Source organism: Paenibacillus sp. JSM ZJ436 (assembly GCF_044383795.1).
Taxonomy (GTDB): domain Bacteria; phylum Bacillota; class Bacilli; order Paenibacillales; family Paenibacillaceae; genus Paenibacillus_AQ; species Paenibacillus_AQ algicola.
In genome coordinates, this window is record NZ_JBISEO010000002.1 from 304,397 (window position 1) to 326,896 (window position 22,500).

Sequence of the window (22,500 nt, forward strand, 5' to 3'; positions counted from 1 at the left end):
TTCTACTTCGACTGGAACAAGGAGCGACAGATACGCAGCGTGAATGTGTTGTTATAAGATGTTATTGCCTTCCTGAATAACCTTCAAAAATTCCATTAAATCCAAATGACCTAACAGATTTTGTTAGGGCATGATGTCATTTGTATACGTCTCCTCTTGGTCCTACTCGTACTACATATATTATTAATTCTTTATCCTTGATTTCATAGATGATTCTAAAATTCCCTACTCGCAATCTGAAAATTTGTTCTTCAGATCCCTTCATTCTCTTTACATTCGGAGCATCAAATGGATCATTACACAACAGATCCAGGGCTTTAAAAATTCTCCTTATCATTGGTTTATCTAGTTTTACAAGTGTCTTTTCAGCATCATTCGAAAATTCAACTCTATATTTCGAACTCACGCTTCAAGTCCTCCAATGATTTTGTTTGTCCATTCTGATATTCAATTCGACCTTTTTCTAATGCCTTTAAATCATCGCTTGTTAAATACTCGTCTTCTTCATCCGCTTGTTTTTCGAGTAACCAAGATAAAAAGCTCTTGGCTACTAATTTATTCGTATCGTTCAGATGATCCAAAATATTGTCGATATCATCGTGTTTTGAAGCACTCATGGGTAATAGCCTCCTTTAGATTGCTCTACCTTATTATACGCCAATTTATAAGAACGCTCCAGAAAATGTTGATTTTATACACTTCCTGAGTTCACATTCAATATAGCACTTGCGCTAATTTCTTATAACGTTCTGGCATTTACGAACTCCCGTAGGGCGTTGTCGCAGCAACCACTTCCTCGCACCCACGTCTGCGACCGAGGGCGCCAGCCCGATGCGTGAATACGTGTTATATGAAGGACTTGCCTTCCTACAATTTGCTTAATAATGCTCTTCTTTACTTATCCAGTATTCTTTCTATCGGAAAATATAAGTACAGGTTCCCATTTGTCTCATTTGGTTTATAATATTCATGCACTGCCCCTACGATCGAATAACCATTGCTCGGCAGATACTCATTAACCATATATTTAAATTCCCTTTGATATGTATTTTGATTACATTGAATAACAGCATATTTATACGATGGGATGATCCATTTAGTCCATCCTGCCGGAGCAACGCAATGATCTAATACCTCGCAACCTGCTAAATATTTCCCTTGGTCGGTCCAACGCTCAAAACTTTCCGATATATCGCTCATTGCCCCCCAAAGACCAACTAGATTTCCTTCTTCATTTGTCTTCGCTAAATTCTGAATTTCCCCGAATTCATTATTGGCCTCTTGCCAAAGAGCAGGTATCCATTTGGGACCTTCCGCCGCTAATCCTTGTCCTAATTTACCGATTACCGTAAATGATCCCTTGTCTTCAATCTGAACTGACATAACAGAGCTCCTTTATGGTTTTATAATTTTATAGGTTTGCAAATCTTTCATATAACGTTTCTCATATTCACGACGCCCGGTCATAGCCGGGTGTGTCCCAGCAACCACTTCTTCGACTTTGCTTCTGGGACCGAGGGCAAATGCCCGATGCGTGAATATGTGAGTCTGTAGTATTAATTCTGTCTTCTTAGCTTCTACTCTCAATTTCTTTAATAATACTTTCAAATAGTCCTTCATTAATTATCTTTTCCATGATGATATTATGTTCTCTAATAAGTCGAATTCTATTGTTAAGATCACTTTCTGTCATTATTACTGGTCTAAGATCATCAAGTCTGTTTAAAAAATTGAATAATAAGTACAAATCTGAATCATTATAATTTACCAATACTTCTTTCCATTCTAAGTTCATATTCAAAACCTTATATTGAGGTATTGTTTTTTCATCATTATTTAACATTTCTTCAATGTTTAATTGGGCTGATTTTAATTCATATGCAGCTGCATCGTAATCAACAAATTGAACTTTTATATCCAAAATCATTAATGTGTAAGAGACTATAGATGCAATCACTCCCCCAACTATTGCCCCAACAACGGCAGCCAACATACCTGTTGGTTGCCTTTTATTTACTACTTCATTGATAAACATAAGAACCCCCAGAATTAATATTTCCGATAACGTTTCTCATATTCACGACGCCCGGCGTAAGCCGGGTATGTCCCAGCAACCACTTCTTCGAATTTACTTCTGGGACCGAGGGCGAATTTCAGATGCGTTAATATGATGTTAGATGATGTGGATGGCTTCTTGGATTACTTTCAAGGCTTTTGTGCTTTCCAAATGTATTTATAATCTTTTATTTGAATTATTCCGTTAAACGTATTTTCATCAATCATTTTTTCCAGTTCATCCTTATATCGTTCTTCACTGTAATCTGGGTTTCCAGGAATATCAGAAACAAATTTTATATACTCATTTCTATTAGGGAATATAATTCTCGATTCCTTATATTCTCTAATTTCAATCCTTATAAAACCATTTTGTTGAAGTCGTTCTTTAACAAGTTCTAGTGCGCCTGAATGAATCCCAAACACTGTCCCTCCAGATCGAAGAATTCGACTATGATTTAGGATTGATGTTGGCCCTTTTCTATCGTATATAAGATCAAATTGTTCATCTTTGAATGGTAACTCTTCTTTTGTTGAGGTAAATACAAATTCAATGTTATCTCTTCCCACTTGATTTGATTTAGCAATTTTTATTAATTCAATCGAATTATCAAGTCCCACAATTGATTTCGCAAATTGTGACATTCTGATTGTAAAATCACCATGACCACAACCTGCATCTAACACCTGACAAAAGTTAGGAAGAAGTTCAATTAATTCTTGTTCATAAATATCTTCGGCATTAATGCCTTCTATTAGAAATTTAGCATTTGTTTTATAACCGCCATTTCGTAAAGCGATAGAGTTATACCAATCTACTCCCATGAGTGACCTCCAAAGGCTTTTTTACAGCCATTTCACCTAACGTCATATCTGCGAACTTCGTAAATAACTCCATATGTAAAGTATTCGCGAAATCAATGAACTACCCCTGCCGGTAGCTGAATAAATTAGATCAATACTTAAATACTCAACTTTCGCAGAGCGAAAATCGACTCAATTGCATGATGTAACTGAAGAAATGACATATTCAATATCATGTTGCGAAATAGAAAAACACCACTTGTTTCATCACAAAAATTGGTTTCGTTTGCTGGAAAGTGGTAAGGGAGCAACGTTCCCTGGAAAGACACCGTGTATCGTTTCTTAAATCATAGCGCCGATCGGGTATCTGTCTTTATAGTCGATGATTCTATGTTTGAACGTAATCGCAGCAAGGCGGTTGCATTGCTTTCCAGATGTAAGGACCATGCGAGCGGCTGTTACTACAAAGGTTTTCGAATGCTTACACTGGGCTGGTCAGATGGGCACACGTTTATCCCCTCAACTTCTCCTTGCTGGCTTCGCTCAAGTCGCAAGTGAATGGAATTATAGACGGTATCGATCAGCGGACGTCCGGCTACAAAAGACGGATGGAGGCACGCCTGCCCGCACCTGAGGTGGCCCGCAATAATCGATCAAGCGCTTTCGACAGGCATGCAAGCTTCTTACATGTTCACAAATACAGCAATGGTTGCCGATTCGCCCAGTTATATCAAGGATTATCTGCCAAATTTAAGCTGCGAACGTTGAGTTAAGATGAAATGAGCTTGTTATTTCACGCCCGTTTTTTCACGATAATCCTGAGGTGTCATCCCGAATTCGTCCTTGAACACCTTGATAAAATATTGGGAGTTGGAATAGCCGAGCTGCTCGGAGATTTCATACACCTTGGCGTCCGAGTCTCTGAGCTGTGCCAAAGCCCGCTCCATCTTCAGTTTATGAATATAATCACTGATGCTGCTCCCTGTAACCTGCTTGAACAGCCTGGATACGTAAGAGGGATGCAGAGACACATGATCCGCGACAGTCTGAAGACTGGCATTTGCATAGCTCACATCTAAAAAGCTGGAAATTTCCTGAATGATCTTCTGCTGATTCGTTTGCGTATCCGTCTCCAGCTGGTCCTTTAACAGCTCGGCAAGCTCTTCACCCCACCGCATAAGCTGCTCCATTGAGCGAAACGAGGACTTATGCATTCGTTCATATCCCACCAGATCGGATAGAAGCTTCTGATTCTTGTGGGCAATATAATGAAAGGAAGATAACAGCAAGCTCCGAATTTCTTCAAAATATTCTTCACTGCACCCCTCCCAGCTGTCATATTCCTGCTGAATACGCGCAAGCCGTTCCTTATAGCCCTCCCACTGCCCGGTCTCCAGCAGATGAATAAGGGTCGGAGGCTCATACAGTATTCTTAACGGCTGTACCTGCGCCTGCTGGGGACGTCCACCTACGGAGAGCAGATAGCCCTGCCGGCTCCCCACCTGCTGCTTCAGGGCATACACAGCATCCTCGTACATCTTGCGCACATCCTGAGTGAATAATCCGGGGTTGGATACAACGACCGAAATGCCGCCCTTTAAATACTCATTCACGTTATAGTGCAATTGATCTGCCTTGTTGTTCAGCTGCTTGAGCACCTGTTCCGGGCACAGGCCCTTGCCTTCCTCCTTATATTTCAGAAGAAACACCAGATATTCGTACGGGTCCCGGCACTGCCAGACTACAAAGCTATCACCAAAAATCTCTTCCGCAATGTTAATGACAGCGTATTCAAATAGCAGCTGACTGTCTGAACCGTAGTTGGTAAAGCGCTCCTCCAAACGAACCAGGACCAAGTGAACAACCTCCTGCTCGTGGATGGAGATCTGATAGTGATTCATTTTGTCCGCCAGCTCATCCGGCCTGAATTTCTTGCCCTGTACCAGCTCACTCAGCAGCTTATCCTTCAGCATGGGCAGGTGTTCTCGGAAAGCCAGCTTTGCAAGATCTAATGAGGCGGCCATGCTCAGCTCCTCATGAATTTTGGTCACGGTTGCATGCAGTGTCGCTCGCAGCTGACTTTGATCCAGAGGCTTGACCAGATACTCCAGCACCCCATGCTTCAGAGCCTCGACAGCATATTCAAAATCAGAGAAGCCTGTCAGCAGAATACACTTGGTATGGGGATGATGCTCTTTAACCAAGCCCACCAATTCCAGTCCATTCATCCCCGGCATCGCGATGTCGGTAATGAGAATATCTACAGGATGCTCCTGCAGGATCTGTGCAGCCTGGACGCCGGAGTACGCTTGATGGACCTTGCCAATGCCGAACTCCTCCCAGGGAAAGGCGATCGTTAAATCGTCTACGACATAATGCTCGTCATCAACCAATAAAATCTGCAGCATGCTCATCATCTCCTTTCTGTATCTGGATCCGGTAGCAGGTTCCCTTGAAGGGAGTGGATTCTATGATCAACCCGGAATTTTTCCCATAATATAGACGCAGTCGCTGGTGTACATTGCGGATGCCCGCACCCAGAGCGCCGTCCTGGGGGATTACGTCATCCATATGCCGCTGTATAGCCAGTGTTCTCTCCTCCGTCATCCCTACTCCATTGTCCTCGATGACAATCTGAAAGCCGTGCTTCATCGGTTCTGTCCGGATTGACACAATCCCGGACTGCATCCCCGGCTCAATGCCATGCTTCACACAATTCTCGACAAGCGGCTGCAGAATCATTCTTGGCACTCGCTCATCGTATAAGCTTTCTGAAATATGAATATCAAAAGCAATTTCACGTTTACGGAGTTGAACAATGGATAGAAAATGCTTTACAAAGGTAAACTCTTCCATCAAGGTAGCATCCACCAGCTCGATCTTGTGGATGTACCGGCAGTAAGACCCCAGATGCAGGGTCATGGCGGTCACCGACTCATGGTCCTTCACGCTCGCCTTGCTTTGTATATAATTCAGACAATTGAACAAAAAATGCGGATTGATCTGAGCCTGATACTGGCGCAGCTTCGCTTCTTTCACTTCAATCTCGATGAGGAGCACCTGTTCAATCAGCCTTTGCGTATTCTCAGCCATTCGATTAAACGAATTGCCGAGCACTGAGAACTCGTTGGCATCGAGGCTATCCACGCGGCTGGACAGATCTCCACGATCAAAACGGTTGATCGCGGTCCGAAGCGCCTGAACGGGCTGCTGAACCTGCTTCCGCAGCAGCAGAGTGTAGCAGATGACTCCCCCCAGCACCATCAGCACTGCGTAAAGAAAATACTGGTTATTGCGGGAAATTTGCTGGGTATATTGGCTCTTGGGATGGTAGTCTATAAAATAAAGATCGAGCTCATCGGATTTCATGTAATTCACCACGTACGCGGTCCCCTGATCCCGGAGGGAAAATGAGCCGCTCAGACCCTGAATCTGCTGGGCCATCGCCGGATATGCATCCTGAAGAAGCCCTGAATCCTTGGTGATAAATGTATTTTGGGCGGAATCGTACAGCAAGGGAGTTCCCGAATTATACTGCTCCACCATTTTCGTGATGTTCTCCAGCGATATTCTGACCTCGATCAGAAGTACACTGAAAGGGCTGCGCATAATATAGGAATAATAGCCGGCTTCCGGATTCTCCATATGGATCGTCCATTCATGATATTGGTCATCCGGCAGCTTAAAGCTGCTAAAGGAAAAGGAATTCACCGAGGAGATCATCTCTTTTTCATTGGGATAGTAGAGAATCACCGTGTTGTTCCAGGTTGTGGAGGCCGAATTCAGTGCGAGCTTATCCATAATGGCAATCTTGTTTTCGTACCGGGCATATCTGTCGCCGGATTTGATCGCCTCGGGGAAGCTTCTCACCGTTGAGTCCTGGGATAGTGTCATGGTGTTCATCAGCACCTGTTCGAATTGCGTCGTAAGCTGAGAGGTAATAAACCGCATATCATTCATTTTGTTTTTGTTCACTTCGGTCTGAATGACCTTGAGATTTAAGCTGTTAATATACCAGAAAGCGATCACAAAAATCGCCACCATAAACAGAAGAAAGTAAAACAGTTTCTGAAAGATGGACAATTTCGTGATCACAGCTGACGCCCCCTAAGGTTTGAGGATGAACATAGAGCATGAAGGGCAGCCTGGATGGCTGCCCTCTCTGGCCTGCACCTCTATTATTGTTGAACTTGAACCGACTGGTACCAAGCGTTTACTTCTTCAGTGATCTTGTCACCACCGCTTGATTTCCATTTTTCCACAAAGGTATCAAATTCGTCAACCGGAGATTTGCCGTAAATAATTTTGTTCAAAATCTCCTTCTCCAGCTTGCCCAGCATGTCTCCACGAGACAGCTGAGTCGCGGTTGGGGCACCCGTGAACATTTCCGGCATCACAGCATCCTGTTGCTCTACAACAATCTTGGCAGCTTGAATCTGCTCCGGAAGGCGTTCGGACAGAACCTTCTCATACTGATTGGTAGGCTCAGCACCATCTGCAAGCTTCGCCAGGGTGTTCATTAACAGGTCTGGTACAATCGCACCATCAAAGGTCAGTGTATAACGGATGGCATCTACCCAGCCGCCAGGAATCTGGTCGCTCTGCTGTTCCCGGTATACTTCGCCGTTTGGACCCAAATCATAGTCATACCCTTTTGCAAAACCGTTCGCGAAGGTCTCGCTTTCCGGATTTGCCCAGTGATCGAACAGATAGTTCTGGTAAACGAAGAACGCGTCTTTATGCTTCATATCCTTGTTAATCAGTACCGCGCCGCTGCTGATGGCCGTGCCATGACGTCCAATTTTGCCATCCGGTCCTGCCGGTAGAGGGTAGGCTTTAAACTCTGCATCCGGAACGTTAGCTTTCAAATCCGGAAGCGGCCAGCCTGTCATCCAGTAAGGACCGACAATAATTCCTGACTTTCCTGCCGTAAAGGCTTCTGTTGCTTTCACTTCATCGTACAGACCGGATTCGGCAGAAATATAGCCTTTATCCATCCATTCCTGCATCTTCTGTAGGGCTGGCTTCATTTCCGGCTGAACAGATCCGTAAGCAAGCTGGTTATCTGCCGTCTTGTTCCATTGGTTAGGCATGGCGCCGAACATTCCGAAGATCCAGCCGGAGTCGGACATCCATGTATTCAGGTTGTTCTTGAAGCCCACCGAAAGCGCCGTGGTATCCTTCTTCCCGTTTCCATCCGGATCCTGATTCGTGAACGCATCCATGACGGTTTCGAGCTCGGCGAGATTGGTTGGCGCCTGTAGATTCAGCTTCTTCAGCCAATCCTCCCGGATGTACATGACAGGATCATTATTGTAGGCATTTTCCAGAATCGGAACACCCATTCTTTTACCATCGCGCATTAACGGATTCCATACCTCAGGATGCTGTGCCATAGCATTCTTATAAGATTCAGAAGCGTATTTATCGAATAATTCCCCTGCGTCGGTAAACTGCTCGCTATCAATTAAATCTGCAATCAGAGCAGGATTGCCCCGGTAGACAACAATGTCAGGCATCTCTTCGCCGGCGGTCAGCATGAGCCGCAGCTTGGTTTCATAAGCATTGTTCTGCTCGGTGACCGTCCACAGGTATTTAATATCAATGCCAAGCGTTTCCTTCGCCCACTTCGTGTGGACGTTGTTCTCGATGTTCTCCCCGTTCTTGAATTTCACGTTGCTTTGAATCGGGAATACGGTCGAGATGGTTACCGGCTCTGTGTATTTGCCATTCTCGAACGGAGCGGAGTAGAAGCTCTCTTCACCCGTGCTTGCCTCTTCCGGCTGTTCTTCTTTCGTACCGGTGCAGCCAGCCAGCGTACTGGATAACATTACCGTGCTAAGTAAAGCCATGATCGTGGTTTTCATTTTCTTTGCCATGGTAGGAACCCCCTTATTCATCTTGAGCATTTCATATGTGTACACACGTACAGGATGTTGTGCAAATGAGACTCTGTAATCCGGTCCCTCACCTCCAATCCGGCGATTGTTACAAGCATGACTATTCTTTGACCGCCCCGAGCACGATCCCTTTTACGAAAAACCGCTGCAGAAACGGATACACCAGCAGGATCGGTGCCATGCCGATAAAGATCTGGGCCGCCTTCACCGTTCTCTGCGAAATGTTCTCCAGATCCTCCGGACGGACAGACACTTTACTGAAATCCTGTTGTACAATGACGGTCTGCAAATAAGAGGCTAGCGGATATTTCTCGTAATCCGTCATAAACAACAGGCCGTCAAACCATGAATTCCAGTGCCCGACCAGGGTAAACAGAGAAAGCGTGGCCAGGGCAGGCGTTGAAATGGGCAGGTACACACTGATCAGTGTCCGGAGGTGCCCTGCGCCGTCAATTAACGAGGCCTCTTCCATCTCTTTAGGGATTCCCCGAAAGAAATTCAGCAGCAGGATCATGTTCCAGACCGAGACCGCACCCGGCAGGATCAGCACCCACATCGTGTTGAGGAGCTCCAGATTTCGGATCAGGATGTAAAAAGGCACTAAGCCTCCGCTGAACAGCATGGTGAATACAAAATACCAGATGTAGATGTTTCTTCGTTTAAAGCTGCTGTTCTCCTTGGATAAAGGGTACGCTGCAAAAATGACAATGAGCATCCCTATCACAGTACCGAGAACGGTACGCTGAACCGTGACCCAGATCGATCTTAGAAAGTTTTCATTCGCCATGGTCTTTACATAGGCATCCCAGGTGAAGTCTACCGGCCACAGCTTGACCAGGTTCGCACTCGCTGCCGCCTTGCCGCTGAAGGAAACCGCCAGAATATGAACCAAGGGAATGATACATATAAGTGAAATGACAATCATGAAGACGATGTTGAACACATTGAACGTTTGATAAGCCTTGGATTTATGATACACGTCTTGATGGCCCCCTCTCTAAAAAATGCGGTAATTCGCTAGTTTATAGGCCATACGGTAAGCGGCTACAATCAGAACAAAGCTGACAATGGATTTGAACAGACCGACCGCCGTGGAGAAGCTGAATTTCCCTCCGATAATGCCGTAGCGATAAACAAAGGTGTCGATAATATCTCCTTTGTCGAAGACGAGGGCATTGTACAGATTGAAAATCTGATCAAAGCCTCCATTCAGAATGTTACCTAGAGCCAGAGTTCCTACCACAATGGTAATCGGCAGCATGGAAGGAATCGTGATCGACCAGGTCTGCTGCCATCTCCCCGCTCCGTCCACCTCTGCCGCCTCATACAGCGCAGGGTTGACGCCAGCCAATGCTGCAAGGAACACGATGGTGTTGAAGCCGAATTCCTTCCAGACATCACTGACTACGACGACAAAGCGGAACCAGTCTCCGTCTCCCAGGAAGAAGATTGGCTTTATGCCGAACACAGCTGTCAGTGTCTGGTTGACAAGGCCGCCATTCTGCGCGAGCAAATCAATCAGGATTCCGCCGACCAGCACCCAGGACAGGAAGTGCGGCATGTACACGATCGTCTGCACTACTTTCTTGAACATCGCTCTGCGAATTTCATTCAAGAGGAGCGCAAAGATGAAGGGAACGACCAGGTTGGCTACCATCTTCAGTCCGGCGATAATGACTGTGTTCCAAATGACCTGAACGTTCTCCGGGATACTGAACAGAAATTCAAAGTGCTCCAGTCCGACCCACTCTGATCCCGTCATGCCCAGTGCCGGCTTGAAATTTTGAAATGCCATCACTAAACCGGCCATCGGAATATATGAGAAGATAAACGTCAGAATGAGTGCGGGCAAAAGCATCATATCGAGCACAATGTTCTTTCTCCATTTCGAGCCTTTCCGGGTTGAAGCAGCCACTGCCGTGCTCTTCCCGGTTGCGTCTTGCTTGTGTACTACCTCCGTTTGTTTCATAAGCATGCTTCCCTTCTGGGCCCACCGTAGTGAACCGTTCTTCTACATTTATCTTATCGTCCATGGAGTTTCAGATACACGATAAATTGACAGCATTCATAACAAATTGTTGATATCCTCGCGGTCGGTAACAACACGGCAGCGACAAAAGAACGCCCCCGCGCGGCTGAACCTGTCACAATCCCAGGTCCAATCACACAGGGGCGCTGTACTTGTCACCAATGCTAGTCTAGCTGCTCCAGCAGCGCTTTAATCTCCGGATCCAGAGAAAGCATACGGTAGATCACGGTCATGGCTTCGGCGCGTGAAGCCTCCGCCTTGGGTGCAAATCTGTCATTTCCCTTTCCTGTTATAATGCCGGATTTTGCCGCTTGAGTGATGGCCTCGGAGGCATAGGTGTTCTGCAGGTCTTGAAAGACACCATGCTCTGAGACGCTCGGAAGGCTCGGCAGATCAATCATTCGGGATAAAATAACAATCATTTCCTCCCGGGTGATGGATTGATTCGGTCTGAAACTGCCGTCCTTATAGCCATGAATAATTCCGGCTGCCGCGAAATCGGCAATGGAAGCCTGGGCCCAATGCTTGCTCGTATCCTTGAATGACACCTGCTGTGTCCCCGTGACGTCCAGAAGCTTGGACAATACCGCCACGAACTCCGCACGGGTTACCGCTTTGTCCGGCTTGACGGTACCGTCAGGATAGCCCTGAATAACGTCTAGCTGGACCCATTTCTTGATCGTCTTGGCGGCCCAGTGATCCGTGATGTCCTGGAACGTTACCCGCGTTGGCGAGCCTGTAACACGTGTAACAAGAGCGTCAATCTTGGCAGCCGCATTCTTCACCACACCGCTCTTGAAGACAGACGGCACGGACGGTGCCGGCGTTGGCGCCGGTGTTGGCGCTGGTGCCGGCGTTGGTGCTGGTGCTGGTGCTGGCGCTGGTGCTGGTGCTGGTGCTGGCGTTGGCGCTGGCGTTGGCACTGGTGCCGGAGTTGGCACTGGCGCCGGAGTTGGCACTGGCGCCGCAAACGTCAGAATTCCAAATTGCGACGTATTTTGCCACGAGTCATTTGTTGGATCGTTCCATTTGCTTGAAGCCCGCACTCCCTCGCCCTGATCATCATTGATCTGAAGATCAAATCCGATCGACTGCCCTGCTTGTGGAGATACGGCACCCAGCTTGATTTTCACTTCCATATCATAGCCGTCGTCTGTTGTAACCACCGCACTTTCCAATCGGTCTGCAGAAGCACCGCCAGTAAAGGAAAGCTCATTCCGAATATTGATGCGGTATTGACTGTCATCGCCTTGATAGTACGACGTTCTCTGATGGTTCTCATCCAGAAAAATCTCTACAGAATCCTGGAACCACGGCTCCGGCGCATCTGCACGCAGCAGCGGGTCTTTGACCTTCAAGAAGATCAGCAGGCTGTTCTCTTTCCACATCGTCCAAGCCTCTGCGGTTGCACTCTTTGGCGCGGTCGTCTTTTGAACTAGCATAGGCTCTGCCTGATCCCAGGCACCTTCTTTTACGCCATCAATGACAGCCGATCCATGAACAGCTTCTACAGATTTGGGCATGGCGGCCAATCGAATCAGGCCATAGTTCCGGGTGTCATCATCCTGCTGCAGCGTTCGATCATTCCAGTAAATCGGGGCAACTGTAGAGCCGCTTCCGTCTGTAACGACAACGTCAAAGCCGATCAGACTGCCGGCCTGAGGCTCTATCGTGGACCACGGAATGGCTGCTTCTACGCTATAGCCGGCAGCACCTGGTCTAACCATTGTCGTGATTCCTTCTGGTCCCGGGTTAGAACGCGGGATCACTACCTTCCGGACACCCGGCCCCAATGATCCGGACTCGTCGTTCGCCTCATTGAAATACAGCTCCACCTTATCCCCGGAATTCACGGTGCTGTCCTGGACATCCACCTTAATATGAAGGTGATCTTCATCCCACAGAATCTGATGCGAAGCACGCAACGAATCCTGTTCAGACAGCTGCGACCTCACAGCCTTTTTCCATAGTGGATCTTCTTGAGCTGTCTGCTCTGGCGATCCGAAAAGTCCAGCAGACACCTGCCGAATGACCGGCAAACGGGAAGGATCGGCAAGACCCCAATAGGCATCCTTGGCTTTTAGATTTTTGTCGAACAGCATCGCATGACGGTTATAGCTTTTCTCATCCTGAAGTCCCCAGATGGTGACAGAGGAAATATGTTCACTGTATTTCTTGTAAACCTCCATCAGCTCCAAATACCGATACCCCTGCCGGGCTTCCACATCTGCCGGCAACGGCGTATCGACACTCACTCCGGAATCGACATCCAGCTCGGTAATTTGAATATCCAGGCCCAGCTCGGAATATTGCTTGATCGTTTTCTCAACCTCTTCGATAGAAGGAGAATACAGCAAATGGTGAGATTGCAGACCGACCCCGTCAATCAGATCCTTTTCCTTTAGTGTTTTTAACAGCTCATAGATGTGCGCTCTCTTGGACGGAACCTCTGTGTAATAGTCGTTGTAGTACAGCTTGGCATCCGGATCCGCTTTGCGCGCGAACTCAAACGCTTTTTCAATATAATCAGGTCCGATTTGTGTATACCAAGGTGTTATCCGCAGACCATTCTCATCCCCGCCGTTGTCGGCTATCACTTCATTCGCGACGTCCCACGCATCAATCTTGCCCTTGTAGCGCTGCATGACGGTCGTAATATACTCATCGAGTCGCTGCAGCAGCAGCTCCCGGCTTGCCGGCTCGCCATCCGGACCTGTAAACATCCACTCCGCTGCATCAATATGCCACAGCAATGCATGTCCCCGAATGTCCATGTTATTCTCTTCTGCAAATTGTACATAGCGATCCGCTACTTCAAAGTTATATTTATCCTCTCCCAAAGAGATAAATTTAGGCTTCATCTCATAGGTAGCCGTGATGCTGTTAAAATGCTTTTTCAACAGCTCTGCATAGGAGCCCTCCAGCTGCCAGGTGTACACAGCCGCTCCCATCTTGAAATCATTAGCATACACCTCATAAAGAGACGGAAGATCCTGAATCTCTAAAGGAGCAGCAGGCTCGATGACAGCTTCGTCTACATAAAAAGCCAATGTATCCACGGGCTCTGGCATGCGGTATGGCGTTTCGACATAAAGAGACAGCTCCGAAGGAGCATTGCTGTATCGGTAGCTTCCCTCCAGCAGGTGCCACTTCTCCCACTCCTCCTTCGTGATGGTTACCTGATCCGGAACCACATAGTTATCACTTTCCGACTTGTTAAATACCGTTAGCTGTAGGGTTTGGTTTGCCTGCGGCTCCTCCTTCAGGCGGACATATACCGAAATCTGATAATCCTGATTGGGAAGCAGGCGATCCTTCAGATCCAGCATAGGACCATGATAGGTTCTTTGCCGGCCCTCCACGAGCATACTGTGCTGACCGCTGTAGTACACGTCATTCGTGACGCTTAAGCTCTCATTCTCACCTCTTTTCACCCAGCCCTGGAGCGTGCCATCCTCAAAATCCGTACTGATCCTTTCTACAGCGCTGTCCGCATCCGCCTGACTCATCAAGCCCTGGGGTGACAGCATCGTCATGATCATCAAGATGGTAAGCATAATCGCAATGCTTGCTTTGCCTTTGTTCATGGGAATCCTCCTTATGAATGTATATCGATAGCTTAATCTTGATTATATCCAGCGCTGCTTCGGCTCTATATAACAAATACGTGATTCATATAACAAATCAGTGCTGCAAAAAACAGATCGAGCGGGCATCAGAAAAAGCCGTCATCTGTGAATGATGACGACTCTCTGAGCTTGCTTTTGTGTATAGACCTTTAGCACTTACTCGCCAAGCTTATGACTCAACGCCTTCAGTCTTCTTGGCAGCTGCTTCATCCAGGACCTGGTCCAGGAGGAGGGCCAGGCGGCCATCATGGTCTCTTTGCAGCGCCTCAGCCACTCGCCCCAGCCGAATTTCGTGCTCTCGCTCCCGCTCCAGCTGAAGCTTCTTGTCACGGTAGGGTGCGATATCTTCTTCTTCTTCTGCTCCTTCACCTTCAAGCTGGGCAATCTTCTGATCCAGCAGCAGCATGTGCAGCTGAACTTTCGCCAGCGGTGTCAACGGGCTGGCAAAATAGCCGGTGTCCACCAGCACTTCTTCCCCGACGCCAAAATAAGCGGCGAGCGCCTGCAGCCGTTCCTGGGGAATGGGCCTGCGCTTCTTGATAACAACAGACATAATTTATGTCAAGGAGGGCTGAAAACAACCTTTCCAATTCATGTTACCGCAAGTCGCTGTATAGCTTCCTCAAACCTTGGGGCGGCTCCTCCCCCAGCTCCTCTCGGAAGCTGCGTTTTATTTTTTCATAATGGGCTATAAAAGAAGTCCGTTGCTGTAATCCGTCATAGGCTCTGAGCAGCACCTCATGCCCTTCTTCATCCAGAGGGGCCTCCTCCAGCAGAGGCAGAAGAAGCTCTACCGCCTCATGATACCGGTGCTGCCCGGTCTGCCAGGCTGCCAGCTTCCTGGACAAGGCTCTGTAGCAGCGGGACATGCGCTCCCGCTCACCTTCGCACCAGGGATAATCCCTGCCTGCAAAAAGCGGCCCTTTATACAGCTTCACCGCCTCTGTTAAAGCCTTGACGTTCTCCCTGTTTACTTGGGGTGCTTGTCCTGCCTCCTCCAGTGCAATGTAATCGCAAGGGTCGTCACACTCCAGCCGGTAAAATCCGCGCTGTGAGGAAATACGGACAGCCAGTCCGTGGTCCTTGAGGCTCTTCTTCATCCGGTAGACGGCCATATGCAGATTATGATTGACCTTCTCTGTCGACACGATGTCCGGCCATAGCAAATCGCCCAGCGTCCACTTGGACACGTCCGTGTTCCGGTGTACAAGCAAGTAGGCGAACAGCTCTTCCGCCTTTGCTGTCGGAAACCGGACCGGCTCGGGCTGTCCCGCCTTGTGCAGCTCCAGGCCGCCCAGGCATGCAATTGAGGCCCCTTCCTGATCTTCCACCACCGCCGGTCTTGATCCAAGCTTCCGCCTGATTACCCGGTCCACACTGCCCTGCAGCAGCACAGGATCGACCGGCTTCAGCAGGTAATCCACCGCCTGTACGCGAAACGCCTCCAGCGCATACTGGTGGTAAGCGCTCACAAAGATGACCTCTATCTCCTCCTCCATATCCAATAGCGCAGCTGCCAGCTCCAGACCGTTCATCCCTGGCATTTCGATATCCAGAAGCACCAGATGAGGCCGGCATTCCTGCAGCTGCTGCAGCAGCTCTGCAGGATTGGTGAACGCACCGGTAAGCTCTACCCCCTTCATAGACCGGATGAGTCCGCTCAGTACGTTCAGAGCCGGCCTTTCATCATCCAGCAGGGCAACTCTCAGCATAAGGCATCTCCTCCTTCATCGATCCGTATCTCTGCCAGCACCTGGCCGCATATTCGTTTCTTATTATTATAGCATCTGGATGGAGAGCGGGATGCCTATCGCTGCCAGTATCCGCAGCATTTCCACGCCTGCATACTGGCAAACATCCACTCCTCCATGAGATAAGCATCATAAGCTAGAGTATACAAGAAGGGGTGTGGTAAACATTGGCCGTCATTAATCGTTTTGACACGACCATCAATGGTGCTATTACCTTTACGGGGAATACGATCGGGCTCAGTAAGCAGCTAAATACGAACAATCAAGGAGATCAGGATGCGATCGGGGCTATGGCCACGCCGAATCCATTGAGCCAGGTCAATGATTTCCCTCCGGGTACAACGCTTAACTTTCAAGAAAATGCAGCCAGCGCCGTGCTGCAGCTGCCCGCACAGAGTACCGTGCTGTATGCGGAATTAATCTGGTCCGGCAGCTATAATGTTGCAGGACAAGATCTTTCGGCTTTTATTAACGATAATGTCTCGTTCACAACACCGGCCGGCAGCTTTTCGATTCCTTTCGATCCTGCTACAGCCGCTACTATTTTAGGAGTATTATATATCCGTTCCGCTAATGTAACTTCCCTTGTCCAAGCAGCCGGCGTGGGGACTTATACGGTAGGGGACATTGTGGCTACGACCTCTGCCATCAACAATACGACCAACTCCGGCGGCTGGACCCTGATGGTTGCCTATCAGAATCCGACGCTGCCTATTCGTAACATGTCTATTTTTGTAGCCAGTGAGTTCGTCAGTATCGGCTCCGGAAGTACACCCTTTAACATTTCAGGCTTCTTTACACCGACTACCGGTCCCGTTAATGGCCGGCTGCAGGTCAGCTCCCTGGAGGGAGATTCCAACCGGATTGGGGATCAGCTATTGTTCGGGCCTACGGTAGGAACGCTGACACCGGTGTCGGGTCCCAATAACCCGATTGATAATTTTTTTGCTTCCCAAATTAACGGCGATGATGGAACCCTGGACACCTCCGGCACCTTCGGCAATCTCAATCAGCCGCTCGGGATCAATGCCGATGGCCGCAGACAAGGCTATGACATTACGAACATAGACGTCTCCCCCCAGCTGGTTAACGCGCAGACGGATGCCGTCATTCAGGGCACGACCTCCGGAGATGCCTATGTCATTAACGGGGTCGGGCTGCAAATCGACGTCAACGCCCCCCGGTTTGAAGCACTTAAAAGCGCAGACGTCTCTGTAGTCAGTCCAGGCGATGTCATTACGTACACGGTGGAGATTACTAATACAGGCACCGCCGATGCCACCGTCGTGGTCATGTTCGACGCTTCACCAGAGTGTACCTCTTTTGTACCAAACAGTGTCATCGTCGATGGAGTTCCGCAGCCCGGCGCAACCCCGGCCAACTTGCCGCTGGGGACCATTATTCCAGGTCAGACGGTTATTGTGCAATATCAACTCGTTGTCACTTGCGTTCCCCCATCCGGGCAATATGTCAATGAGGCGCTGTTCGAGTTCCAGTTTCAAAGTGAGCCGGGCGGTCCCATCCTTACTGGCTTCGGTGCCTCCAATCCGCTTGTGATTCAGTCGCTGCAGCAATATTATGCGGTTAACCTGGCTGCCATTGCTCTGGCTGAGCTCAGTCAGGCCCATATTATGAACTCCGAGGCCGAGAAGCTGCAGACCGTGCTCGGAACCGCCAGCCTTCCTGTGATCACGCCCTCCCTCGTTAATTTTAATCAGCTGATCCAGGTGAACTCTTCGGTTGAAGCCACTCTTGAAACCCTGAGTGCCCAGGAAATCGTTCTGCTGCAGCGATTTGAGCATATCTTAAGAGGCCTTTCAGTCACACCGGGCACTTAATCGCAAAAAAAACCATCCCGCAGGATGGTTTCATGTTAAGCCGGCTGTTACAGCCGGTTTATTTGTGCTTTGGCTGCGGCAGCAGCACCTGATCAATGACATGAATGACGCCATTGGAAGCCAGAATATCCGGTTTCACCACATTTGCATCATTCACCTTCACCGGATTCGTGGAGATCGTTACATCGCTGCCCTGCAGCGTTTTGACCTTCATTCCGTCTTTAAGATCGGTAGACAGAACCTTGCCCGGCACCACATGGTACAGCAAAATATCCTTCAAATCCTTGCGTGCAAGCAGCTCTTCTGCAGTGATGTCCAGCTGCTTCAGCAGAGCGGCAAACGCCTCATCGGTTGGCGCGAACACCGTGAACGGTCCGCTGCCCTTCAGCGTTTCCACCAGGCCGGCTTGCTCCAGCGCTTTGACAAGGATCGAGAACTGTCCGGCTGCGACCGCAGTATCCACGACGTCTTTTCGTTCCTCAGCATTCGCCATGCCCAGCGGCATCATCAGCAGACTCAGGGTCATCAGCAGCAGCAATGTTTTTTTCATTCCATGTTTCCTCCTTCGGGGTATAGGTACCTATGTACCTTTCGTTACGTATAAATCATGACCCAAGGAGAGGAACATTATGTATTTCTTCCGTGCTTACTGTTATGAAAAAAAATCCAGGCTTCTGTCATCGAACAAAAAGCCTGGATGTACTTGCAGCCGAAGCCATGCCAGCCCTCCAGTCACGGCATGGCTGACATGGACGACATTAGCCGCAGCAGCCTGATTCAGGTTGCGACGCGGTGCAGGCGTCCTCCGGGTCCGACGATGCGCGGGGAACGCTGCACACTCCTGTTTCCGGCAGCACCAGCTCAACCTTTTGCGCAGCTTCCAGATCGCCGGCCAGATAAGCTGCAATGGATCTTACCTGCTCATAGCCGGTCGCCATCAGGAAGGTTGGCGCCCGGCCATAGCTCTTCATGCCTGCCGTATAGAAGTAGGGATCGCCATGGCGCAGCTCACGCTCCCCGTGAGGCCGTACCGTGCCACAGCTATGCTCATTGGGATCAATCAGGGGCGCCAGCGCCTCGACGCTTTCGGTCGCCGGATCAATGGTGAGCCGAATTTCACTCAGGAAGGAATAGTCTGGCCGGCTGCCCGTATTCACGATGATTTCATCCAGCCTGTCGATGACCATCGTGCCAGCTGCTCCCGTACCGAGCAGCTGCAGCTTCCCTCCCTGGCCACTCACCTGCTCTACTCGAAAAGGTGTCACTGCCGTGATCTGATCTGCATCCATTAGCTGATGAATCCGGCTTCCCAAGGCTCCCCGCGCCTCCAGCTGGTCATCGCCCTCCCCGCCGTAGGCTTCCTCCACGGTACGTTTGCGCAGAATCCAGATCAGCTCGGTCGCAGGAACCTCGGCCTTCAGGGTGGCCAGATCGAGCAGGGTGTTGATCGCAGAGTGTCCGCTGCCGATCACGGCCACCCGCTTGCCGGCGTATCTCGATTTCTGTTCACCGGAAATGTCCGGAATGCCATAGGTCACTTGGTCTGCCCACGAGCGCTCCTCCCGAGTCCATACGCCATCAGCCTGGAGCGGATTTGGCTGACCCCAAGTTCCGGATGCATCAATAACCGCTCTTGCCTCTACGCGGGAAGTGACGCCGTCCTGCTCGACATACAGCACGAAGGGAAATGCTTCGCGGCCGGCAGACTTCATCTTGTCAGTGCCTCTTCTGGACAGGGAGACCACCTTCGTATTCAGCCGGATATGCGGCTTCAGCGGCGGCACCTGAGCCAAGGGCTCCAGGTACTGCTCTACCAGCTCCCGTCCCAGCGGCAGCTCATCAGACTTCGGCGCCTCCCAGCCGTGCTGGCGCAGCAGACGGGCCGCGGCCTGATCCACGTTGTACTGCCAGGTCGAGAAGAGCTGGACATGTCCCCATTGACGTATATGATGTCCTACCGCATCCCCCGCTTCAAACAGCACAAAAGACTGCCCTCTCTCCGCCAGCTGCGCAGCAGCCGCAAGTCCGATCGGGCCTGCCCCGATGATCGCTACAGGCAGGTGAGCGTGCTGCTGCACTGGCGCATCCGCTTGAACTACGGAGGCAGCTGGCTTTGTTTCCGCACCCCCTGCTCCCTTCGGGGTACAGCACGAGGCTCCTGTTTCCTTGAACTCAATCGGTTTCATGTGTAACTCCTCCTTGTTTAGTTCATGTCTACTCTTCCACTGCTACCCATGCTACGCTAATTATTTGCATTATGCAAGTATTATCGTGTAAAATCAGGTATTGTTACGGGTACAGCTGCAGACTTTCTTTCTGAGCACCTGCCCATCCCGTATAACACAGAGATTGTGGTATCCTAGAATCAAAGATCCCTGTAGATGGAGATGATAAATCTATGGAGCATGCCCGCGAGCTGTTTCAGATTATGACCCGCCGCTTTGGCTTTTTGAACAAGCATTGCTGCAGTGTGGGAGATACCGATATTACTCTGGTTCAGAGCCATATTTTATATGAGGTGGACCGGCAGCATAACCCTTCCATGCAGCAGGTTGCCGACACGCTGGGTACGGATATTACGACCTTCAGCAGACAAGCCCAGTCCCTGATCAAAATGAATCTCATCATCAAGCAGCAGGATCCTCGGGACCGCAGAGTGTATACTCTTGCGCTTACCCCTGAAGGGCAATCCATTGCTGCCGCTATTGACCATCAGATGAACGATTACCTGAGCGAGGTCTTTTCCTATATGAGCCCCTCTGATCAGGAACAGGTGCTGCACGCTGTAAGTCTGTTTAATGAAGCCATGGCCAAATCAGACCGCTGCTGCAGTCCCTTGTCCAGCGGAGGCTGCGGCGGCTCCAGATAAAATTAAGTTAAAGCCACCTGGTGCTTCAATACGCCTGTTAATGAGTGGGAAAAGGCACCGTAATCATCACTCACCTCGGATTTCCTCAAAATATAGGAGCCATCACTCCATCGATAATCGTTATTTCAGCAGCTCCCAGGAGATGGTCGCTCAAGAAGTGCGTCCATACTTCAATGCTCTGCCCGTCCTGCAGGTCCGAGATCGCCGCGATCTCTCTTACTCCATCCTCGGTTTTTTTAAACACCCGCGTCTCTTTCGTAAAAGCAAATCCCTTCGGAGCATCCAACACTTCATTCACAGCCTCCCCCTGAAAAGTCAAAGTGCCTTCGTATCGAATGAAGTCCAGTTGTTTGGAGGAAATCTGCACCTCGCTGACGGTTCCCACGGACAGCCATTGTTTTTCATCAGGAACAGGGGTCATGACGGAGCGGTAATAAAATAAACACAGAACATATACCGCGACGCCTAGTGCGATCATGACTCCTGTCATTTTGACTTTGTAGCTCATGCTCTCCCTCCTCTACAAATCCTCTTACATCTTTTGTTATTTGAATTATATATTACTTGGGATGGAAGGATAAGAATAAAAAAATAAGGACGGATCAAAATCCGTCCTTACAGGCGGCTATCACAGCCTCTTCCCAATCCGTATGGCCGTCAGCTCACTTTGGCGAGTCTTGCACTGCGTACTGAGGCTGCCGCGTACACAATCAGGGCAGTCCAGATGAGCACAAAGCCAACAAGCACCAGCGGCGAGACGGCTTCCTTAAACACAAACACACTCAGCAGCAGCATGATCGTGGGTCCAATATATTGGACGAAACCGAGCGTAGACAGCGACATCCGGGCAGCCGCCCGGGCAAAGAACAACAGCGGCAGCGCCGTGACCACTCCGGAAAGCAGCAATCCGACAAACATGGCTGGAGACAGCGTCCATGCTGTTGCTTGTCCCGCAGCCGCTAGATACATCCAATAGATCAGGGCGATGGGCAGAATCACAGCCGTCTCCGACAATAAGCCGACCGAGGCCTCTTGCTTGATCTTCTTCTTCGCAAGGCCGTACAGACCAAACGAGAACGCCAGTGACATGGAAACCCACGGGAAGCGTCCGTAATCGACTGCGATGATGAGTACGGCAATACCGGCAATCGCAATGGCGAGCCATTGTCCACGGTTCGGTTTTTCCTGGAGGAACACCACAGCCAGCACGACGTTCAGCAGCGGGTTCAAATAATAACCGAGACTGGTTTCCACAACATGACCATGGTTCACAGCCCATATAAAAATGAGCCAGTTTATCGCGATCAGCACTCCGCTTGCCGCAAGAGGCAGCAGAAGCGCACGGCTCGACATGATCACCTTGATGTCACCAAAACGGCGCTGGGCCGCGACCAGTATGCCGACGAAGACGAACGACCAGACCACCCGGTGAGACAGAATTTCCCCTGCTGGCACGTCGCCCAGCCACTTCCAATAAAGCGGGAGTACCCCCCACATGATATACGCTATGATCGCGTTAACTAACCCGTTATTCATTCAAGCGTTCCTCTTCTCTCTTCGATGTCTGAACGAATTATATGCCTAAATGACCATATAAGTAAAGACTTCAAGCTTTTCGTAGAAGG

19 protein-coding genes and 1 pseudogene are annotated in these 22,500 nt (G+C 49.4%); 3 read left to right on the forward strand and 17 right to left on the reverse strand.

Annotation, left to right across the window (positions count from 1 at the left end):
- Nucleotides 1–136: 136 nt before the first annotated feature.
- From ACH6EH_RS03680 to ACH6EH_RS03700, 5 genes are all read right to left on the reverse strand, one after another.
- Nucleotides 137–406: a type II toxin-antitoxin system RelE family toxin gene (locus tag ACH6EH_RS03680; RefSeq protein ID WP_138224169.1), complete on the reverse strand. Its 270-nt coding sequence runs from the start codon at nt 404–406 to the stop codon at nt 137–139.
- Nucleotides 390–617, reverse strand: a complete 228-nt coding sequence (locus ACH6EH_RS03685) for a hypothetical protein (protein ID WP_208203653.1) — start codon at nt 615–617, stop codon at nt 390–392. Before ACH6EH_RS03685 ends, ACH6EH_RS03680 begins: the two co-directional genes overlap by 17 nt.
- A 277-nt stretch (nt 618–894) precedes the next feature.
- The gene (locus ACH6EH_RS03690; RefSeq protein ID WP_138224167.1) at nt 895–1,383 is read right to left on the reverse strand and encodes a GyrI-like domain-containing protein; all 489 of its coding nucleotides are present in this window, start codon (nt 1,381–1,383) and stop codon (nt 895–897) included.
- Between the two features lie 187 nt (nt 1,384–1,570).
- A complete protein-coding gene (locus ACH6EH_RS03695) occupies nt 1,571–2,035 on the reverse strand; it encodes a hypothetical protein (RefSeq protein ID WP_397331164.1) in 465 nt (154 codons plus the stop codon).
- A gap of 170 nt (nt 2,036–2,205) precedes the next feature.
- Complete coding sequence (locus tag ACH6EH_RS03700) at nt 2,206–2,880, reverse strand: class I SAM-dependent methyltransferase (protein ID WP_397331165.1); 675 nt, start codon at nt 2,878–2,880, stop codon at nt 2,206–2,208.
- Nucleotides 2,881–3,118: 238 nt separating this feature from the next.
- Here ACH6EH_RS03700 and ACH6EH_RS03705 point away from each other — a divergent pair.
- Nucleotides 3,119–3,561 (forward strand): annotated as a pseudogene (locus tag ACH6EH_RS03705) (transposase); the annotation flags it as partial.
- A gap of 86 nt (nt 3,562–3,647) precedes the next feature.
- On the opposite strand, the gene ACH6EH_RS03710 reads toward ACH6EH_RS03705, so the two are convergent.
- The 8 genes from ACH6EH_RS03710 to ACH6EH_RS03745 form a co-directional block, all read right to left on the reverse strand.
- A complete protein-coding gene (locus tag ACH6EH_RS03710) occupies nt 3,648–5,267 on the reverse strand; it encodes a response regulator (RefSeq protein ID WP_397331166.1) in 1,620 nt (539 codons plus the stop codon).
- Complete coding sequence (locus tag ACH6EH_RS03715; RefSeq protein ID WP_397331167.1) at nt 5,245–6,954, reverse strand: sensor histidine kinase; 1,710 nt, start codon at nt 6,952–6,954, stop codon at nt 5,245–5,247. The genes ACH6EH_RS03710 and ACH6EH_RS03715 overlap by 23 nt, the downstream gene beginning before the upstream one ends.
- Nucleotides 6,955–7,037: 83 nt before the next feature.
- A complete protein-coding gene (locus tag ACH6EH_RS03720; RefSeq protein ID WP_138224163.1) occupies nt 7,038–8,738 on the reverse strand; it encodes an extracellular solute-binding protein in 1,701 nt (566 codons plus the stop codon).
- 121 nt (nt 8,739–8,859) lie between these two features.
- A complete protein-coding gene (locus ACH6EH_RS03725; RefSeq protein WP_138224161.1) occupies nt 8,860–9,738 on the reverse strand; it encodes a carbohydrate ABC transporter permease in 879 nt (292 codons plus the stop codon).
- A gap of 18 nt (nt 9,739–9,756) precedes the next feature.
- On the reverse strand, nt 9,757–10,728 hold the full coding sequence (locus tag ACH6EH_RS03730; protein WP_138224159.1) for an ABC transporter permease: 972 nt from the start codon (nt 10,726–10,728) through the stop codon (nt 9,757–9,759).
- Nucleotides 10,729–10,952: 224 nt separating this feature from the next.
- On the reverse strand, nt 10,953–14,375 hold the full coding sequence (locus ACH6EH_RS03735) for an endo-1,4-beta-xylanase (protein ID WP_397331168.1): 3,423 nt from the start codon (nt 14,373–14,375) through the stop codon (nt 10,953–10,955).
- A gap of 211 nt (nt 14,376–14,586) precedes the next feature.
- Nucleotides 14,587–14,970, reverse strand: a complete 384-nt coding sequence (locus tag ACH6EH_RS03740; protein ID WP_397331169.1) for a hypothetical protein — start codon at nt 14,968–14,970, stop codon at nt 14,587–14,589.
- 43 nt (nt 14,971–15,013) lie between these two features.
- Entirely contained in the window at nt 15,014–16,129 is a 1,116-nt protein-coding gene (locus ACH6EH_RS03745; RefSeq protein ID WP_397331170.1) for a response regulator, read from the reverse strand.
- Nucleotides 16,130–16,335: 206 nt separating this feature from the next.
- On the opposite strand from ACH6EH_RS03745, the gene ACH6EH_RS03750 reads away from it, so the two are divergent.
- A complete protein-coding gene (locus ACH6EH_RS03750; RefSeq protein ID WP_397331171.1) occupies nt 16,336–18,006 on the forward strand; it encodes a DUF11 domain-containing protein in 1,671 nt (556 codons plus the stop codon).
- Nucleotides 18,007–18,064: 58 nt separating this feature from the next.
- Here the strand turns inward: ACH6EH_RS03750 and ACH6EH_RS03755 are convergent, their stop codons facing one another.
- Together ACH6EH_RS03755 and ACH6EH_RS03760 are read right to left on the reverse strand one after the other, a co-directional pair.
- Nucleotides 18,065–18,556 carry a fasciclin domain-containing protein gene (locus ACH6EH_RS03755; RefSeq protein WP_138224154.1) on the reverse strand — a complete coding sequence of 164 codons (492 nt, stop codon included), beginning with the start codon at nt 18,554–18,556 and terminating at the stop codon, nt 18,065–18,067.
- Between the two features lie 208 nt (nt 18,557–18,764).
- A complete protein-coding gene (locus tag ACH6EH_RS03760; protein ID WP_397331172.1) occupies nt 18,765–20,192 on the reverse strand; it encodes an FAD-dependent oxidoreductase in 1,428 nt (475 codons plus the stop codon).
- A gap of 212 nt (nt 20,193–20,404) precedes the next feature.
- Here ACH6EH_RS03760 and ACH6EH_RS03765 point away from each other — a divergent pair, with 212 nt between their 5' ends.
- A complete protein-coding gene (locus tag ACH6EH_RS03765; protein WP_397331173.1) occupies nt 20,405–20,875 on the forward strand; it encodes a MarR family winged helix-turn-helix transcriptional regulator in 471 nt (156 codons plus the stop codon).
- 85 nt (nt 20,876–20,960) lie between these two features.
- On the opposite strand, the gene ACH6EH_RS03770 is transcribed toward ACH6EH_RS03765, so the two are convergent.
- Both ACH6EH_RS03770 and rarD read right to left on the reverse strand, forming a co-directional pair.
- A complete protein-coding gene (locus tag ACH6EH_RS03770; protein WP_397331174.1) occupies nt 20,961–21,383 on the reverse strand; it encodes a hypothetical protein in 423 nt (140 codons plus the stop codon).
- Between the two features lie 149 nt (nt 21,384–21,532).
- Complete coding sequence (gene rarD / locus ACH6EH_RS03775; protein ID WP_138224150.1) at nt 21,533–22,411, reverse strand: EamA family transporter RarD; 879 nt, start codon at nt 22,409–22,411, stop codon at nt 21,533–21,535.
- Nucleotides 22,412–22,500 lie beyond the last annotated feature (89 nt).